Origin of the sequence: Streptomyces flavochromogenes (assembly GCF_000717595.1) — a bacterium.
Lineage (GTDB): Bacteria > Actinomycetota > Actinomycetes > Streptomycetales > Streptomycetaceae > Streptomyces > Streptomyces flavochromogenes.
Map to the genome: position 1 here is coordinate 25,396 of NZ_JNZO01000027.1, position 15,793 is coordinate 41,188.

10 protein-coding genes are annotated in these 15,793 nt (G+C 72.8%); all 10 read right to left on the reverse strand.

Features of this window, described 5'->3' with window-relative positions:
• Positions 1-10: 10 nt before the first annotated feature.
• Positions 11-3,439: a dTMP kinase gene (gene tmk / locus IF00_RS0129950; protein WP_030323403.1), complete on the reverse strand. Its 3,429-nt coding sequence runs from the start codon at positions 3,437-3,439 to the stop codon at positions 11-13.
• A gap of 127 nt (positions 3,440-3,566) precedes the next feature.
• Positions 3,567-6,410, reverse strand: a complete 2,844-nt coding sequence (topA, locus tag IF00_RS0129955; RefSeq protein ID WP_030323404.1) for a type I DNA topoisomerase — start codon at positions 6,408-6,410, stop codon at positions 3,567-3,569.
• A 237-nt stretch (positions 6,411-6,647) separates the two neighbouring features.
• Positions 6,648-6,845 carry a hypothetical protein gene (locus tag IF00_RS0129960; protein ID WP_030323406.1) on the reverse strand — a complete coding sequence of 66 codons (198 nt, stop codon included), beginning with the start codon at positions 6,843-6,845 and terminating at the stop codon, positions 6,648-6,650.
• 186 nt (positions 6,846-7,031) lie between these two features.
• A complete protein-coding gene (locus IF00_RS0129965; protein ID WP_030323407.1) occupies positions 7,032-7,823 on the reverse strand; it encodes an ABC transporter permease in 792 nt (263 codons plus the stop codon).
• A 44-nt stretch (positions 7,824-7,867) separates the two neighbouring features.
• A complete protein-coding gene (locus tag IF00_RS0129970; protein ID WP_030323409.1) occupies positions 7,868-8,662 on the reverse strand; it encodes an ABC transporter permease in 795 nt (264 codons plus the stop codon).
• Positions 8,659-9,660 (reverse strand): ABC transporter ATP-binding protein, encoded by a 1,002-nt coding sequence (locus IF00_RS0129975; RefSeq protein WP_051820680.1) that lies wholly within the window; start codon positions 9,658-9,660, stop codon positions 8,659-8,661. Before IF00_RS0129975 ends, IF00_RS0129970 begins: the two co-directional genes overlap by 4 nt.
• A gap of 198 nt (positions 9,661-9,858) precedes the next feature.
• A complete protein-coding gene (locus IF00_RS0129980; RefSeq protein ID WP_030323414.1) occupies positions 9,859-10,863 on the reverse strand; it encodes an ArsR/SmtB family transcription factor in 1,005 nt (334 codons plus the stop codon).
• Positions 10,860-12,365 carry a DUF7059 domain-containing protein gene (locus tag IF00_RS0129985; RefSeq protein ID WP_037639330.1) on the reverse strand — a complete coding sequence of 502 codons (1,506 nt, stop codon included), beginning with the start codon at positions 12,363-12,365 and terminating at the stop codon, positions 10,860-10,862. Before IF00_RS0129985 ends, IF00_RS0129980 begins: the two co-directional genes overlap by 4 nt.
• 264 nt (positions 12,366-12,629) lie before the next feature.
• Positions 12,630-13,295 carry a hypothetical protein gene (locus IF00_RS0129990; protein WP_037639332.1) on the reverse strand — a complete coding sequence of 222 codons (666 nt, stop codon included), beginning with the start codon at positions 13,293-13,295 and terminating at the stop codon, positions 12,630-12,632.
• A gap of 209 nt (positions 13,296-13,504) precedes the next feature.
• The gene (locus IF00_RS0129995) at positions 13,505-15,694 is read right to left on the reverse strand and encodes a sodium-translocating pyrophosphatase (protein ID WP_030323422.1); all 2,190 of its coding nucleotides are present in this window, start codon (positions 15,692-15,694) and stop codon (positions 13,505-13,507) included.
• Between the last annotated feature and the right edge of the window lie 99 nt (positions 15,695-15,793).

Genomic DNA, 15,793 nt, shown 5'->3' on the forward strand with positions numbered 1-15,793 from the left:
GGGGAGAGGCTCAGCGGCGGCGCCGCGGGCCCTCGTCCTCGTCGTCGTGCGGGCCGAACAGCTCGTCCGCGAGCGTCGGCAGATCGTCGAGCGGGGTCTCCTCCGCCCAGTCGGAGCGGCGGCGGGGCCGGCCGTTCTCGTCGAGCTGGGGCAGCTCGCGGGTCCGGTCGTTCGCCCCCTGCGGCTGCTGCCGGGCGGACCCGGCGTCCCGGAAGATGCCCCGCGGCACCCGGTCGACCGGGTCGGACTCCGGGGTGTCTCGGACGGACGGCAGCACGGCGGTCGACTCGGTGTCCCGCACGGGAGGCAGGACGGCGGTCTCGTCGGCCGCGCGCTCCTCGCCGATCCGGGGCAGGACGCTCGTCTCCGCCTCCGGCTTCGTCATCCTCACGATCGGCGTGGCGACGGTGACCTCCTCGGGCGAGACGGTCGGCGCGTCCGGCTCGCGGGCGGGCTTGCCTTCCCGCGCCCCGGCCCGCGTCGTGCTCGGCTTCGCGATCCGCGGATCGGGCTTCACGATCGGGGTCGGCTGGGTGACCTCGTTGGCCGAGAGCTCGACGGCCGCGGCCTCGGCGGCACGCGCGGCCCGCTCGGCGGCGGCGTCCGCCTCGGCCTCGGCCTTGTCCCGCGCGGCCTTCGCGTCGGCGGCGGCCTTGGCCTCCGCCGCTGCCTTCTTCTCCGCGGCGGCACGCTCGGCAGCGGCCTTGGCCGCCTCGGCGCGGAGGGCCGCGGCGGCTTCCGCCTCGGCCCGCTCGGCCGCGGCACGCTCCGCCGCGGCCTTGGCGGCGGCCTCGGCCGCGATCTTCTCGGCGGCCGCCTTCGCCGCGGCCTCCTCCGCCGCCTTCGCGGCAGCCGCGGCCTCGGCCATCCGGCGGGCCTCCTCGGCGCGGAGCAGGGCCTCCTCCGCCTTGCGCTGCTTCTCCAGGCGGCGTTCCTCCGCCTCGGCCCGCAGCCGGGCCTCCTCCTCGGCCTCCTTGCGGAGACGTTCCTCTTCCTCCTTGCGGGCCTTCTCCTCGGCCGCGAGGCGCCTGCGCTCCTCCTCGGCGGCGACGCGGGCCTCCTCGGCCTTGCGCCGGGCCTCCTCCGCCTGACGCTCGGCCTCCAGACGGCGCGCCTCTTCCTCCTCGCGCCGCTTGCGCTCCTCCTCCTCGGCACGGAGCTTGGCGAGCTGCTCCTGGCGCTCGCGCTCCAGTCGCTCCTCCTCGGCCTTACGGGCGGCTTCCTCCTCGGCGCGGCGGCGCGCCTCCTCCTCGGCCTTCCGGCGGGCCTCCTCGACGGCCTTCACCTCGGCCTCGGAGAGCGGAAGCATCCGGTCGAGCCGGTGGCGTACGACGGTGGTGACGGCCTCGGGCTCCTGCCCGGCGTCGACGACGAGGTAGCGGCTGGGGTCGGCGGCCGCGAGGGCGAGGAATCCGGCCCGTACGCGCGCGTGGAACTCCGGCGGCTCGGACTCCAGGCGGTCGGGCGCCTCGGTGAACCGTTCCCGCGCGGTCTCCGGGGAGACGTCGAGGACCACGGTCAGGTGCGGGACGAGTCCGTCGGTCGCCCAGCGCGAGATGCGGGCGATCTCGGTCGGGGAGAGGTCACGGCCCGCGCCCTGGTAGGCGACGGACGAGTCGATGTACCGGTCGGAGAGGACGATCGCGCCCCGCTCCAGGGCCGGCCGGACCAGGGAGTCGACGTGCTCGGCACGGTCGGCCGCGTACAGCAGCGCCTCGGCGCGGTTCGAGAGCCCCGCCGACGACACGTCGAGGAGGATCGAGCGGAGGCGCTTGCCGATGGGGGTGGCGCCGGGCTCGCGGGTGACGACGACCTCGTGGCCCTTGGCCCGGATCCACTCGGCGAGCGCCTGGACCTGGGTGGACTTGCCGGCGCCGTCGCCGCCCTCCAGGGCGATGAAGAAGCCGGTCGCGGAGGGCGCCTGCACCGGGTCGGAGCCGCGCAGCGCGTCGCGCAGGTCGCGGCGGAGCGGGACGCCCGCCCGGTCGTCGGTCTTCGCGAGGACGAGCGCGGCGACCGGCAGCAGCAGGGCGCCGATCAGGGCGAGCGTGAAGGCGGCGCCGCCGTGCTCGAAGACGAAGGTCCCCGAGTCGGAGGCGAGCCGGTGCGGTCCGATCGCGGCGGCGAGCAGCGGCGCGGCGAGCGCGCCGATCGCCATGCCGACGCGGGCGGTGGCCTGGAGGTGCTCGGTGGTGCGGGCCCGGCGGGGCTCCTCGGTCTCCTGGTCGACCAGGGTGTGCCCGGTGTTCGCGGCGACTCCGGCGGCGTATCCGGCGAGGACGGAGAGGAGCAGCACGGTCGCCGTGTCCGGCACCAGGCCCATCGCGATCAGCGCGACCCCGGTGACCGCGGTGACGAGAGCGAGCAGCCGGCGCCGGGACAGGACGGGCAGGACCGAGCGGGCGGTGCGGATGCCGACGGCGGTGCCGCCGCTGAGCGCCAGGACGAGCAGCGCGTACGTGACGGGCCCGCCGCCCAGGTCGTAGGCGTGGAGTACGGCGACCGACGCGGCCGCGGCGATGGCTCCGGCGACGGTGGCGCAGGTCAGGACGAGCAGCGAGAGGGCTCCGGTACGGCCCTTCTCGACGCCTCCCTCGGCGCCCTTCTCGGTCGGCCGGCGCAGCCCTTCCAGGGGCGAGCGGGGCCGGGGGGTGTCCCCGCCGGGCAGCGCCATGGCGTACAGGACGGTGACGGAGGCGGCGAACAGACCGGCGGCGACGTACGAGCCGAGGGCGGCCTGGTGCAGCGTGAACCAGTCGATCCCGGCGCCGAGCAGGTCGCCGATCAGGGTGGCGACGACCAGGACGGCGGCAGCGGCGGGGACGGCGAGGAAGGCGGTGCGCTGGGAGAGCCGGCGCAGCGCGCCGAGGTGGTCGGGCAGCGGTCGGACGGCTCCGCCCTCGATCGGCGGGGCGGGCAGCAGCGCGGGCGCGGCGCCCTCGCGGCTGATCGTCCAGAGCCGCTCGGCCGCTCCGGTGGCGAAGACGGTGCCGAGCAGGTACCAGAGGGCGCTGCCGGGGGTCCAGTCGATCCACAGCGGTGCGATGACGAGCAGCGCGATCCGGACACCGTCGGCGCCGATCATGGTCCAGCGCCGGTCGAGCGCGCCGCCCGGTCCGGTGAGCGCGGTCAGCGGGCCGAGGAGGACGGCCCCGAAGAGGACGGAGGCGAGCAGCCGGGCGCCGACGACGGCGGCCACGGCGAACGCGGCGCCCCGTTCACCCCCGCCGAGCGCGCCCTCGGTCACGGCGGCCTGGAGGCCAAGGAGGACGAGCACCAGCAGGGCGAGCGCGTCCCCGGTGCTGCCGACGAAGTGGGCGCTCCACAACCTGCGCAGTGGCTGATGGCGCAACAGGGCGCGTACGGCACGCTCCCTGGAATCCGCGACGAGTGCGGCGTCGGAATCGCCGAGGCGGTCTGGCTGCTCTGCTCGCGTCATCCGTCCACCCTATCCGGACGGTCTTGCTCCCCGCGGCCTCCGCCCGAACATCCGGACGAGGCTGTGACAAGGAGAAGGGTGGGGTGGAGGCCTGCGCCTCCACCCCACCCTTCTCGTCCTGCGGGGACTACTCCGGCTTCGCCGCCGCCGTCTTCTTCGCGGCGGTCGTCTTCTTGGCCGTCGTCGTCTTCTTCGCGGCCGTCTTCTTCGCGGCCGTCGTCGTCTTCTTCGCCGCGGCCTTCGTGGCGGTCTTCTTCGCGGTGGTCGCCTTCTTGGCCGGGGCCTTCTTGGCGGCCTTCTTCGCCGGTCCCTTGGCCCGCTTCTCCGCGAGCAGCTCGTAACCGCGCTCCGGCGTGATCTCCTCCACGCTGTCCCCGGTCCGCAGGGTGGCGTTGGTCTCGCCGTCCGTCACGTACGGGCCGAAGCGGCCGTCCTTGACGACCACGGGCTTCTCGCTGACCGGGTCGGTGCCCAGCTCCTTCAGCGGCGGCTTGGCCGCGGCCCGGCCCCGCTGCTTCGGCTGGGCGTAGATCGCGAGCGCCTCTTCGAGGGTGATCGTGAAGAGCTGCTCCTCCTCGGTGAGCGACCGCGAGTCCGTGCCCTTCTTCAGGTACGGGCCGTAGCGGCCGTTCTGCGCGGTGATCTCGACGCCCTCGGCGTCCGCGCCGACGACCCTGGGCAGGGACATCAGCCGGAGCGCGTCCTCCAGGGTGACGGTGTCGAGGGACATCGACTTGAAGAGGGAGGCCGTGCGCGGCTTCACCGCGTTCTTGCCGGTCTTCGGGGTGCCCTCGGGCAGGATCTCGGTGACGTACGGGCCGTAGCGGCCGTCCTTCGCGACGATCTGGTTGCCGCTGACCGGGTCGGCGCCCAGCTCGAAGTCGCCGCTCGGCTTGGCGAGCAGCTCCTCGGCGAGCTCGACGGTCAGCTCGTCGGGTGCGAGCTCCTCGGGGACGTCGGCGCGCTGGTGGCCCTCGGCGTCCTTCTCGCCGCGCTCGACGTAGGGGCCGTAGCGGCCGACGCGGAGCACGATGTCGTTGCCGACGGGGAAGGAGGAGATCTCGCGGGCGTCGATCGCACCGAGGTCGGTGACGAGTTCCTTGAGTCCGCCGAGGTGGTCCCCGTCGCCGTTGCCGGCGTCCGCGGCACCGCCGGAGGCGGCCGTACCGCCCTCGCCCTCGCCGAAGTAGAAGCGCTTCAGCCACGGCACGGACTGGGCCTCGCCGCGGGCGATGCGGTCGAGGTCGTCCTCCATCCGGGCGGTGAAGTCGTAGTCGACGAGCCGCCCGAAGTGCTTCTCCAGGAGGTTGACGACGGCGAAGCTCAGGAAGGACGGCACCAGGGCCGTGCCCTTCTTGAAGACGTAGCCGCGATCGAGGATCGTGCCGATGATCGACGCGTACGTCGACGGGCGGCCGATCTCGCGCTCTTCCAGCTCCTTGACCAGTGAGGCCTCGGTGTAGCGGGCCGGCGGCTTGGTCGCGTGGCCGTCCACGGTGATCTCGTCGGCGGTCAGCGCGTCGCCCTCGGCGACCTGCGGCAGACGCCGCTCGCGGTCGTCGAGTTCCGCGTTCGGGTCGTCGGCGCCTTCGACGTACGCCTTCATGAAGCCGTGGAAGGTGATCGTCTTGCCGGAGGCGCTGAACTCGGCGTCCCGGCCGTCGGCGGCCCGGCCGCCGATCTTCACGGTGACCGAGTTTCCGGTGGCGTCCTTCATCTGGGAGGCGACGGTCCGCTTCCAGATGAGCTCGTACAGCCGGAACTGGTCGCCGGTCAGACCGGTCTCCGCCGGGGTGCGGAAACGATCACCCGAAGGACGAATCGCCTCGTGCGCCTCCTGCGCGTTCTTGACCTTGCCCGCGTAGACGCGCGGCTTCTCCGGCAGGTAGTCGGCGCCGTAGAGCTGCGTGACCTGCGCCCGAGCCGCCGAGACGGCGGTGTCGGACAGGATCGTGGAGTCCGTACGCATGTAGGTGATGAAGCCGTTCTCGTACAGCTTCTGCGCCACCTGCATGGTCGCCTTCGCACCGAAGCCCAGCTTGCGGCTCGCCTCCTGCTGGAGGGTGGTGGTGCGGAAGGGGGCGTACGGGGAGCGGCGGTACGGCTTCGACTCGACCGAGCGCACCGCGAACGCGGTGTCGGCGAGCGCGGCGGCCAGGGCGCGGGCGTTCGTCTCGTCCAGGTGGAGGACGCTCTCGCTCTTCAGTCGGCCGTCGGCGCCGAAGTCACGGCCCTGCGCGACCCGCTTGCCGTCGACCGCCGCGAGGCGCGCGACCAGCTGCGACGGGTCGGAGGCGTCACCGGTGCGGCCGGTGGCGAAGGTGCCGGTGAGGTCCCAGTACTCGGCGGAACGGAAGGCGATGCGCTCGCGCTCCCGCTCGACGACGAGGCGGGTGGCCACCGACTGGACGCGGCCCGCCGACAGCTTCGGCATGACCTTCTTCCACAGGACCGGCGAGACCTCGTAGCCGTACAGGCGGTCGAGGATTCGGCGGGTCTCCTGGGCGTCGACCATGCGCTGGTTCAGCTCGCGCGGGTTGGCGACGGCCTCGCGGATCGCGTCCTTGGTGATCTCGTGGAAGACCATCCGGTGGACCGGGACCTTGGGCTTCAGGACTTCCTGGAGGTGCCACGCGATGGCCTCGCCCTCGCGGTCCTCATCGGTGGCGAGGAAGAGCTCGTCGGATTCGGCGAGGAGCTCCTTCAGCTTCCTGACCTGCGCCTTCTTGTCGGCATTGACGACATAGATGGGCTGGAAGTCGTGCTCGACGTCGACGCCGAGGCGGCGCACCTCACCGGTGTACTTCTCGGGCACCTCGGCGGCGCCGCTGGGAAGGTCCCGGATGTGCCCGACGCTCGCCTCGACGACGTAGCCGGGGCCGAGGTAGCCCTTGATCGTCTTCGCCTTGGCAGGCGACTCGACGATGACGAGTCGGCGGCCGCCGTGTGCGGCTTCGCTGGTCGGGGACAACTTCGCTCTTCTCTCCGGATCGACACTCTCTGGCACGTACGGCGCTGGCACGCACGGCAGCGGCACGGACGGTGACGCTCCCGTCGCTGCGGAGTGTGACGGTACAACCCGCCCCCGTGTCAAACGGCGAAAGCCCGCAACGGCCACTCGAACGGTAACCCGAGTCCTGGCATTCCTGCCGCCCGGACTCCCGGTCGGGCGGGGCGCGCCAAGATCAGGAGGGCATCGGGGAGGGGGTCAGAGACGACCGAAGCACCAGACGCCGAGGACGAGGAAGGCGGCGCCGAAGACGCTCGTCAGCGCGACGGCGGCACGCGGGGCGACCCCGTGGGCGACGGGCTCGCCGTGCAGTGTCCGCACGGTGGTCCACAGCAGCAGCGCGCCTCCGAACAGCGTGAACGCCGCCCCCGCGAAGATCGCCGGCCCGCTCTCCATGCCCGTACCCCGTTCCGTTCACGTGCGGTGTTGGTCTCCCGCAGCCGAGGCTGACACCTCCCGGCGTCGTGGGTGCGAATTCCGGGTGAACGACGCGGAGCATCGCGTACGGTTTCACGAAGATGGCCGGTAGTGACCCACTCGTCACTTCTCGCACTTCCCGGCTTTCTCTCCCCGTCTCTTCTGTCACATCGTGTCGAGGGTGGCCCGACGCCTGCTGCCCCGCTCGAAGAGACCGAGCAGGACGACGGCGAGCAGCCCCCAGCCGACGCCCACGGCGAGCTCCGCCCCGAGCAGCGAGCCGTCGAGACCGCCGTCGGCGGTCAGCCCGCGCGCCGCGTCCGCCGCGTGCGTGAGCGGCAGCAGCTCACCGGCGGCCCGCATCCACTCCGGCAGCGTCTCCCGGGGTACGGCCGCGCCGGTCAACAGGAGCAGTACGGAACTGGCCACGTTCGACACCAGGAACACATCGCGGAAGCGGAGCCCGAGCGCACCGAGCGCGAGCCCGAACGCCGAGCAGGCACCGGCCGCGACGAGCAGGACCAGGCCCAGACCGGGCAGCGCCCCGGCGGGCACCGGCAGCCCGAGGACGAGCGAGGCGGCGGTGAGCACGAAGGCGCTGACGAACAGCCCGTTGAGCACATACGGCAGGGCGCGTCCGATCCACAGCGGGACCCGGTGCCGGGGCGACAGCAGGACCGCGCCGAGCGTGCCGTACCGGCGCTCGTTGGCCACGGCCATCGTGCCGCCGTACACGCAGGAGGCGGAAGCCGCGAGGACGGCGTTGCCCACGAGGTGGAAACGGTCGTCGGCGACCCCCAGTTCACGCCCCAGACAGACGAAGAAGAAGACCTGGAGAAGCGGCCCGACCAGCAGGGTTCCGATGAACATCGGCGGGGTCGTCCAGTTGAAGAGGGCCCGGTAGGAGATCGCCCCGCCGACGACGACGAGCCGCGCGGTGCCGAGGAAACGGAACATGGTTGTCGTGCCTCTCGAAGGTCGGGTGAGGGTTCTCGTACGTCTCACGTGAGGGCGAGGGTCGCGGCGGCGCGCGCCCGGCGCTCCACCCGCCCGAGGACGAGGACGGCGGCCAGGGCGTAGACGGCGCCGAGCCCGGCGGCGAGCAGCAGCGGGCCGAGCACGTCGCCCCCGGAGGTCGCCGCGTGCACGGCCCGCGCGCCCCAGGTCGTGGGCAGGGCCCAGGAGACCGGGTGGGTCCAGGCGGGCAGCACGGTGACGGGCACGAGCAGCCCGGACAGCAGCCAGACGGGGGTGTCGAGCGGGTTGGCGAGCGCGTTGGCGTTGCGCAGCAGGACGAACGTGGCGGCGAGCAGCAGCCCGGTCATGCCGAGCGCGAGCACGCACACCGGGACGGCGACCAGGAAGAGCAGCGGGTGCGCGAAGTCCAGGGGCACGTCGAAGAGCAGGACGCCCCACAGGACGGTCGCGCCCATCGCGTACGTGCCGATGACGGCCGTCGCGAGGGTGATCGGGAGCAGGACGAGCGCGAGCGGCGTCGGCGCGACGACCAGGGTCTCCAGGGTGCCGAGCCAGCGCTGGTTCTGCACGGCGCCGCCCGAACCGAAGAGCACCGAGCCCCAGATGCCCATGAGTCCGGCCCCGACGGAGGCGGTGAGCAGCCGGTCGGGGTCCCCCGCGGCGCGGAACAGATAGACGGCGAGCGTCGCGTAGACGAGGGGGACGAGGACGGCGAAGGTGATCTCGATCGGGGAGCGGGACATGTACGAGACGTGCGTACGGACTCCGACGAGGATCAGCCGCGGCACGCGCCGCGGGTCGACGGTGCGGCCGCTCATACCGGCGTCACCTCCCGCGCGGCGCCCGCCGATTCCTCCACGATCGCGATGTAGGCGTCCTCCAGGGACGGTTCGCGGCTGGTGACCCGGCCGATCCGTACGCCGTCGAGCGCGGCGACGACCGGTCCGTGCAGTTCGGAGGCTCCCCGTCCGGTCTGCACGGTCACGGTCTGCAGCGCTCCCCGGTCCTCGGCGGAGACGCCCCGCACGCCCGGCACCCGCCGCAGCCGGTCGAGCCGCTCCTCGTCGACGCCGTACGCCTCGATCTCCAGCACATCCCGGTCCCGGACGAGTGACTTGAGGCTGTCGGGGGTGCCGAGGGCGCGGATCCGGCCGCCCGCGATGACGGCGATCCGGTCGCAGAGCTCGTCCGCCTCGGCCATGTAGTGGGTGGTGAGCAGGACGGTCGTCCCGGCCGCGGCCAGGTCGGCGACCGTGCGGCGCAGATCGCGGGCGGCGACGGGGTCGACGCCGATGGACGGCTCGTCGAGGAAGAGGACGTCGGGGCGGTGGAGCAGACCGCGGGCGATGTGGAGGCGCTGCCTCATGCCGCGCGAGTAGCCCTCGACGCGTTCCTTCTCCCGGCCCAGGAGGCCCACCAGGTCGAGGAGTTCGGTGATGCGACGCTTCTGTTCGCGGGCGGGGACGGCGTACAGCTCGGCGAAGTAGCGGAGGTTGTCGAGGGCGGAGAGGCGGTCGTACAGACCCCGGTCGCCGCCGAAGACGTACCCGATCCTGCGGCGTACGGCGACGGGGTCGCGGGCGATGTCGTGACCGAACACCCGGGCCGTGCCGGAGGTCGGCAGGAGCAGGGTGTTGAGCATCTTGATGGTGGTGGTCTTCCCGGCACCGTTGGGCCCGAGGAGCCCGAACAGCTCCCCCGGCGCCACGTCGAACGTGACGCCGCGGACGGCCTCGGTCTCGGTCCGCCGGGACTTCGGCCACCCGGTCCTGCCGGTGTAGGTGCGGCGCAGCGCGTCCGCCTCGATTGCGAGCATGCGCCGGACGGTAGGAGCCCGCGGAGGGGTGCGGCCAACGATTCGGAAGGCCCCGAATCGTCGGGCCACGGCTGGTCGCCGGGCCACCGCCTGCCGGCGGGCGGGTCGGGCCTGTCGACGTGCCGGACCTGTCGTCAGGTCGGCCGGTCGGCGGGCAGGGCCTGTCGTCAGGTCGGCCGGTCGGCGGGCCGACTGCCGTCAGGCCACGGCCGTGAGGACGCCCTCCCCGGCGAGCAGCGCGAGCAGTGAACGGCCGGTGTCCGTCAGCTGGTAGTACACCGAGCGTCCGACCCGGTGCCGGGTCACGACACCCGCCTCCGCGAGCACCGACAGATGCTCGGAGACCGTGCTGGGCGCGAGGCCGAGACGGTCGGCGAGGCCCGCCGTCGTCAGCGGCCCGCCCAGCTCGCGCAGTACCGCGGCCCGGCCGCGGCCGAGCATCAGCCCGAGCCGGTCCTCGGCGACGGGCTCGGGCGGTTCGCGCAGGGCGCCCGCGCCCCGGGCCTGGAAGCTGAGCGCGAACACCTCGGGGTCGTCCGTCGAGTACAGCCGGCAGCCCTCGGCGAAGACCAGCGGCACGAGGACGAGACGCCGCTCGCCGGGCGCGTACTCCGCGTCGACGTGCTTGGTCAGTTCGAGTACGGGCGGCTGCCACCGTCCCCGGGCCTCCAGGCCGGTGAACAGCGCGTCGACGCCCTCGGTCGCGAACGTCCTGGCACGGACGAGCACTTCGTCCTCGACGAGGCGTCGCATCGTCGGCCAGTACGGCTCGATCGCGCCCTCCCAGTAGGCCGCGTACGCGTCGGCGAGCGCCGCACAGGCCGCCTCCGGGTCCCTCAGATAGGGCTGTACGAAGGGGGCGTCGGGCATGCCGGGGTAGCAGACGGCCACCTGGGCGCGGACGAACTCCGGGTCGGTGGCCCGCAGCGCGGCGAGCTCCTCGTGGATGTGGACCGTGCCGAACGGCCGGGGCAGCAGGAAGTCGGAGACCGAGTACCGCCCGTCGGCGAACAGGTCCCACAGCGGCCGGAGCCGGTCGTCCTCGCGCCACACCTCCCGCGCCTGCCCGACCCACTCCTGGTACGGCCAGGAGGGGTGACGGTGCGGCAGCGCGAGGTGCATCGAGCAGAAGGCGTCCCTCAGCGGGCTGATCGCGATCCGGGTCGCCCCGAGCGAGGCCTCGTCCAGCTCGATCCGTATCAAGCGCCGTCCCCGTCCCCGACGGGCAGCAGGAAGCCCTCTTCCACGAGCAGCCGGATCGCCTGCGGGGTGCGGTCGCGCAGTATCACCGGGTCCTCGCCCATCAGCTGCCCGATCGCGTCGAGGATGCGGCCGGCGCTGAGGGTGCCGTCGCAGACCCCGGCGAAGCCGGCGCCGACGTGGTCGACCCGGGTGGCGCGGCGCATCCCCCGGTTCTGCCGGAGCACGACGTGCTCCGGGTCCTCGGCGCCGGGGAGTCCGACCTGCTCCTGCACGACCTCGGTCGCGAGCGTGAAACGGTCGGCGAGGAGGGCCGCGTCGTCGTGGGTCCGCAGGTAGTCCTGGCGCTCGAAGTGGGCGAGGACGGTGGCGCCGAGGGGCTGCTCGACGGGGTGCGGCCATTCCTCGACGACGATCGACGGCTCGACGGCGCCGGACGCCACGGCCTCGTTCCGCCGGATCGTGATCCAGCCGAAGCCCACCGCGCGGGTCTTGCGGGCCTCGAACTCGTCGAGCCAGCGCCCGTACGCCTCCCCGTACGCGTCCGGGTCGCCGCGGTGGTCTCCGCTGTCGCGCAGCCACAGCTCGGCGTACTGGGTGATGTCCTGGACCTCGCGCTGCACGATCCAGGCGTCGCAGCCCGCGGGCACCCAGGACCGCAGCCGGTCCTGCCACTCCTCGCCCTCGACGTGCTGCCAGTTGGCGAGGAACTGGGCGTACCCGCCGTCGTTGAGCCGGTCGCCCGCCTGCTGCACGAGCGTGCGGCACAGATCGTCGCCGCCCATCCCGCCGTCCCGGTAGGTGAGCCGGGCGCCGGGGGAGATCACGAACGGCGGGTTGGAGACGATCAGGTCGTACGTGTCCCCGTCGACCGGCTCGAAGAGCGAGCCGGTCAGCAGCTCGGCCTCCCGGGCCCCGGAGAGCGCGAGGGTGAGCCGCGTGAAGTCCAGGGCGCGCGGGTTGAGGTCGGTGGCCGTGACCAGGGTGGCGTGCTGCGCGGCGTGCAGGGCCTGGATGCCGGAGCCGGTGCCGAGGTCGAGCGCGGAGGAGACCGGCGTACGGACCGTGATCCCGGCGAGGGTGGTGGAGGCACCTCCGACGCCGAGGACGACCCCTTCGTCCTTCTTGCCGATCCCGCCGGCTCCGCCGACGGCGCAGCCCAGGTCGGAGACGATGAACCAGTCCTCGCCGTCGGGCCCGCCGTACGGCCGGATGTCGACCGTGGCGGACACGGTCCCGTCCTCGCGGACCACCCAGCCGTCGGTGAGGGCCTCGTCGAGCGGGAGCGCGGCGGCGGCACTCTCGTGCCCGACACCCTGCTGGAGCAGGAAGAGCCGGACGAGGGTCTCCAGCGGGGAGTCACCGCGGGTGGCGCGCAGCGCGGGCACGGTCTCGCTGCGGGCGAGCGCGGCGTAGGCCGGGGCGCCGAGCAGGTCGAGGAGTCCGTCGGCGGTGAAGTCGGCGGCGAGCAGCGTCTCGCGCAGACGGGCGGCGTGCGCGGGCATCGGGAGGCGGGGAGGCAGGCTGGTCGTACTCACCGCTCCATTGTGACCGCCGCCACCGACAACCGGGCGGCCGACCCGTCGGCAGGCATCCATGGACCTGGCCGGGGCCGGCAGTCGCCCCGGCGGCGCGCGGCGGATCACCGCTGCCACCGGGTCCGGCGGGGTGCCCCGGCCCGGGCCCGGCGGGGCCCGGGCGGGACCCCCGTCGGGTCCGGGTGGAGCGCCCCGGCTCGGGTCCGGGCGGGGGCGGAACCCCGGGCGGGACTACTCCTCGGTCTTGGCCGACGAGGTCGGCTTGGCCGGCTTCGTCGAGGCCTTGTCGGAGGAGCCGGAGGCGGTGGAGCCGGGATTCGGTGACTCCGAGCCGGAGGTCTTCGGCGGGGTCGAGGCCGTGGGCTTCTGGCAGCCGGGCTGCTTGGCCATCGCCTGGCCCAGTTCGCCCTCCTCCAGCTTGGACAGGGCGTTCTGGTCCATCTTCTCGATCTTGGTCAGGCCGTCGGCGACACCCTGGAGACCGTCCGCGAACTTCTGCTGGTTCGTCGGGTCCAGCGCGTCGACCTGCTTCTTGAGGCCCTCGTAGGCCACCGCGGTCGCGTTGAGCTCCTTGATCGCGTCCTGCTGGACCTTCTCGCCGTTCTCGACGGGCGGTGCGCCGGCGCTCTCGACGGCCTTGGCCAGCGCCCGGTCGGCGTCGGCGATGTCCTGGAACGCCTTCGAGTCGGCGGCCTGGATGTCGGCGGGCTTGCTGTCCGCCGCCGTCGAGATGATGATCTGGTGGGCGTCGGCCCGCTTCTGGATCTGGGGCTTGGCCTGGTCGCAGAACGTCTTCGCCCAGTCGTCCACCTTGTTGCCCTCGTCGTCGCTGCAACCGGACAGCGCGAGCACGAGTACCGCGCCGCCGGACAGTGCGGCCGCAAGCTTCTTGTTCACCGGATCGGTCCCTTCCAAGGCTCTCGGCCCCGGAACATACACGCCGAACGGGCTACTTCCACCTTTCGTGCGACTGGTTCGCCCCGTATTGCAGTCTTTTGACCCAAGGGAGAGGACTCTCACGCACCCCCTACGCGCCCGGGAATGAGACGGACACCACGTACGACGCCGGTCCGGACAGCTCGTACGACGCCGGGCCGGACGCCATGTCAGGACACGGTCACGGAACGCCTCTTGGAGACCGATACGGCGGCGATGACGACGATCAGCGCGACCCCCGCGACCGCCGCCCGCAGCCCGGCGCTCGCGTCGCCCCCGTAGCTGAACCGCACGACCGCCGGGGCGATGAGCAGCGCGACCAGGTTCATCACCTTCAGAAGAGGGTTGATCGCCGGTCCCGCCGTGTCCTTGAACGGGTCGCCGACCGTGTCCCCGATGACGGTCGCCTCGTGCGCCTCGCTGCCCTTGCCGCCGTGGTTCCCGTCCTCGACCAGCTTCTTCGCGTTGTCCCAGGCGAGCAGCCCGGGCGTGGCGAGTTCGCGCAGCGCGTCCTTGGTGCAGATGTCGACGACCCGCCCGTACTCGGGTTTCTCGGTGAAGTTCATGATCCCGGGGTGCTCGCGGAACTGCCGCCGCACCTCGTAGACCACCGATCCCGCCGACCGTGACACGGCGTTGATCGCGAGCCCCGAGAAGAGGAACACGACGGCCGAGCCGAGGATCAGACCGAACAGGTTGTTGGGCTGGGAGATGTCCATCGAGAGGGTCAGCTCGTTCGCCTTCGCGCCGACCTCGGCGACCGAGGTGGCGATGGCGTCCCGGTACGAGCCGAACAGCGCCGCGGCCGCGAGGACGGCGGTGGCGATGGCGATGCCCTTGGTGATGGCCTTCGTCGTGTTGCCGACGGCGTCCAGATCGGTGAGGACCTGGGCTCCCGCCCCCCGCACGTCCCCGGACATCTCCGCGATGCCCTGGGCGTTGTCGGCGACCGGGCCGAAGGTGTCCATGGCGACGATCACGCCGACGGTGGTGAGCAGGCCCGTACCGGCGAGGGCGACCGCGAACAGCGCGAGCATGATCGAGGAACCGCCGAGCAGGAACGCCCCGTACACGGTGAGGCCGATCAGGAGCGCCGTGTAGACGGCGGACTCCATGCCCAGGGCCACGCCCGCGAGGACGACGGTCGCGGGGCCGGTGAGCGAGGACTTTCCGACGTCCCTGACCGGCCGGCGGCTCGTCTCCGTGAAGTAGCCGGTGAGCTGCTGGATGAGCGCGGCGAGGACGATGCCGAGGGCGACGGCGACCAGGGCGAGGACCCGGGGATCACCGGTGTGGTCGTGGATGCCCGGCACCGTGACCCCCTTGAGCTCGGCATAGGAGGAGGGCAGGTACACGAAGGCGGCGACGGCCACTCCGGCGAGCGAGATCACGGCGGAGACGAGGAATCCGCGGTTGATCGCGCTCATCCCGCCACGGTCGGAACGCCGCGGGGAGACGGCGAAGATGCCGACCACCGCGGTGATCACGCCGATCGCGGGCACGATCAGCGGAAACGCCAGGCCGTAGTCGCCGAAGGCCGCCTTGCCGAGGATGAGCGCGGCGACCAGGGTGACGGCGTACGACTCGAAGAGGTCGGCCGCCATGCCCGCGCAGTCGCCGACGTTGTCGCCCACGTTGTCGGCGATGGTGGCCGCGTTGCGCGGGTCGTCCTCCGGGATGCCCTGCTCGACCTTGCCGACCAGGTCGGCGCCGACGTCGGCCGCCTTGGTGAAGATGCCGCCGCCCACGCGCATGAACATGGCGATGAGCGCGGCGCCGAGGCCGAATCCCTCCAGGACCTTGGGCGCGTCTGCGGCGTAGACGAGCACGACGCACACGGCCCCGAGCAGTCCGAGGCCCACCGTGCACATGCCGACGACCCCGCCCGTGCGGAACGCGATCCGGGTGGCACGGTGGGCCACCTCGGTCAGGTTCTTCTCGGGTTCTCCCTCGGCCGGCGTGGCCTCCCGGGCGGCCGCGGCGACCCGCACATTGGCCCGTACGGCGAGCCGCATGCCGATGTACCCGGTGACCGCCGAGAAAAGCGCCCCGACCAGGAAGAACAGGGAGCGTCCCGCGCGCTGCGACCAGTTGTCCGCGGGCAGCAGCATCAGCAGGAAGAACACGACGACGGCGAATACGGCGAGGGTCCGCAACTGCCGCGCGAGGTAGGCGTTGGCCCCCTCCTGCACGGCGGCGGCGATCTCCCTCATCCTCTCGGTGCCCTCACCGGCCCTGAGCACCTGGCGGACGAGGAGCCGCGCGACGACCAGCGCGGCGAGGGCGACGGCGCCGACGACGTACACGATCGTCCGGTTCCCGCTCGTGAGCACCGCCGCGGCGAGAGATGTGGGGTACATGGGGACGGATCATAGGGAGACAAACCGGTGCGTACGGGGATGCCGGAAACCCCCCGCGCGGATGCACCAATCAGGGGGCGGTTCCGGGGCGTGCCGGTT

What these genes read in the sequence shown, in the direction of transcription:
- tmk (WP_030323403.1), bottom strand. Translation starts at nt 3,439, where the DNA reads ATGACGCGAGCAGAGCAGCCAGACCGCCTCGGCGATTCCGACGCCGCA.
- IF00_RS0129960 (WP_030323406.1), bottom strand. Translation starts at nt 6,845, where the DNA reads ATGGAGAGCGGGCCGGCGATCTTCGCGGGGGCGGCGTTCACGCTGTTC.
- IF00_RS0129965 (WP_030323407.1), bottom strand. Translation starts at nt 7,823, where the DNA reads ATGTTCCGTTTCCTCGGCACCGCGCGGCTCGTCGTCGTCGGCGGGGCG.
- IF00_RS0129970 (WP_030323409.1), bottom strand. Translation starts at nt 8,662, where the DNA reads ATGAGCGGCCGCACCGTCGACCCGCGGCGCGTGCCGCGGCTGATCCTC.
- IF00_RS0129975 (WP_051820680.1), bottom strand. Translation starts at nt 9,660, where the DNA reads ATGCTCGCAATCGAGGCGGACGCGCTGCGCCGCACCTACACCGGCAGG.
- IF00_RS0129985 (WP_037639330.1), bottom strand. Translation starts at nt 12,365, where the DNA reads ATGCCCGCGCACGCCGCCCGTCTGCGCGAGACGCTGCTCGCCGCCGAC.
- IF00_RS0129995 (WP_030323422.1), bottom strand. Translation starts at nt 15,694, where the DNA reads ATGTACCCCACATCTCTCGCCGCGGCGGTGCTCACGAGCGGGAACCGG.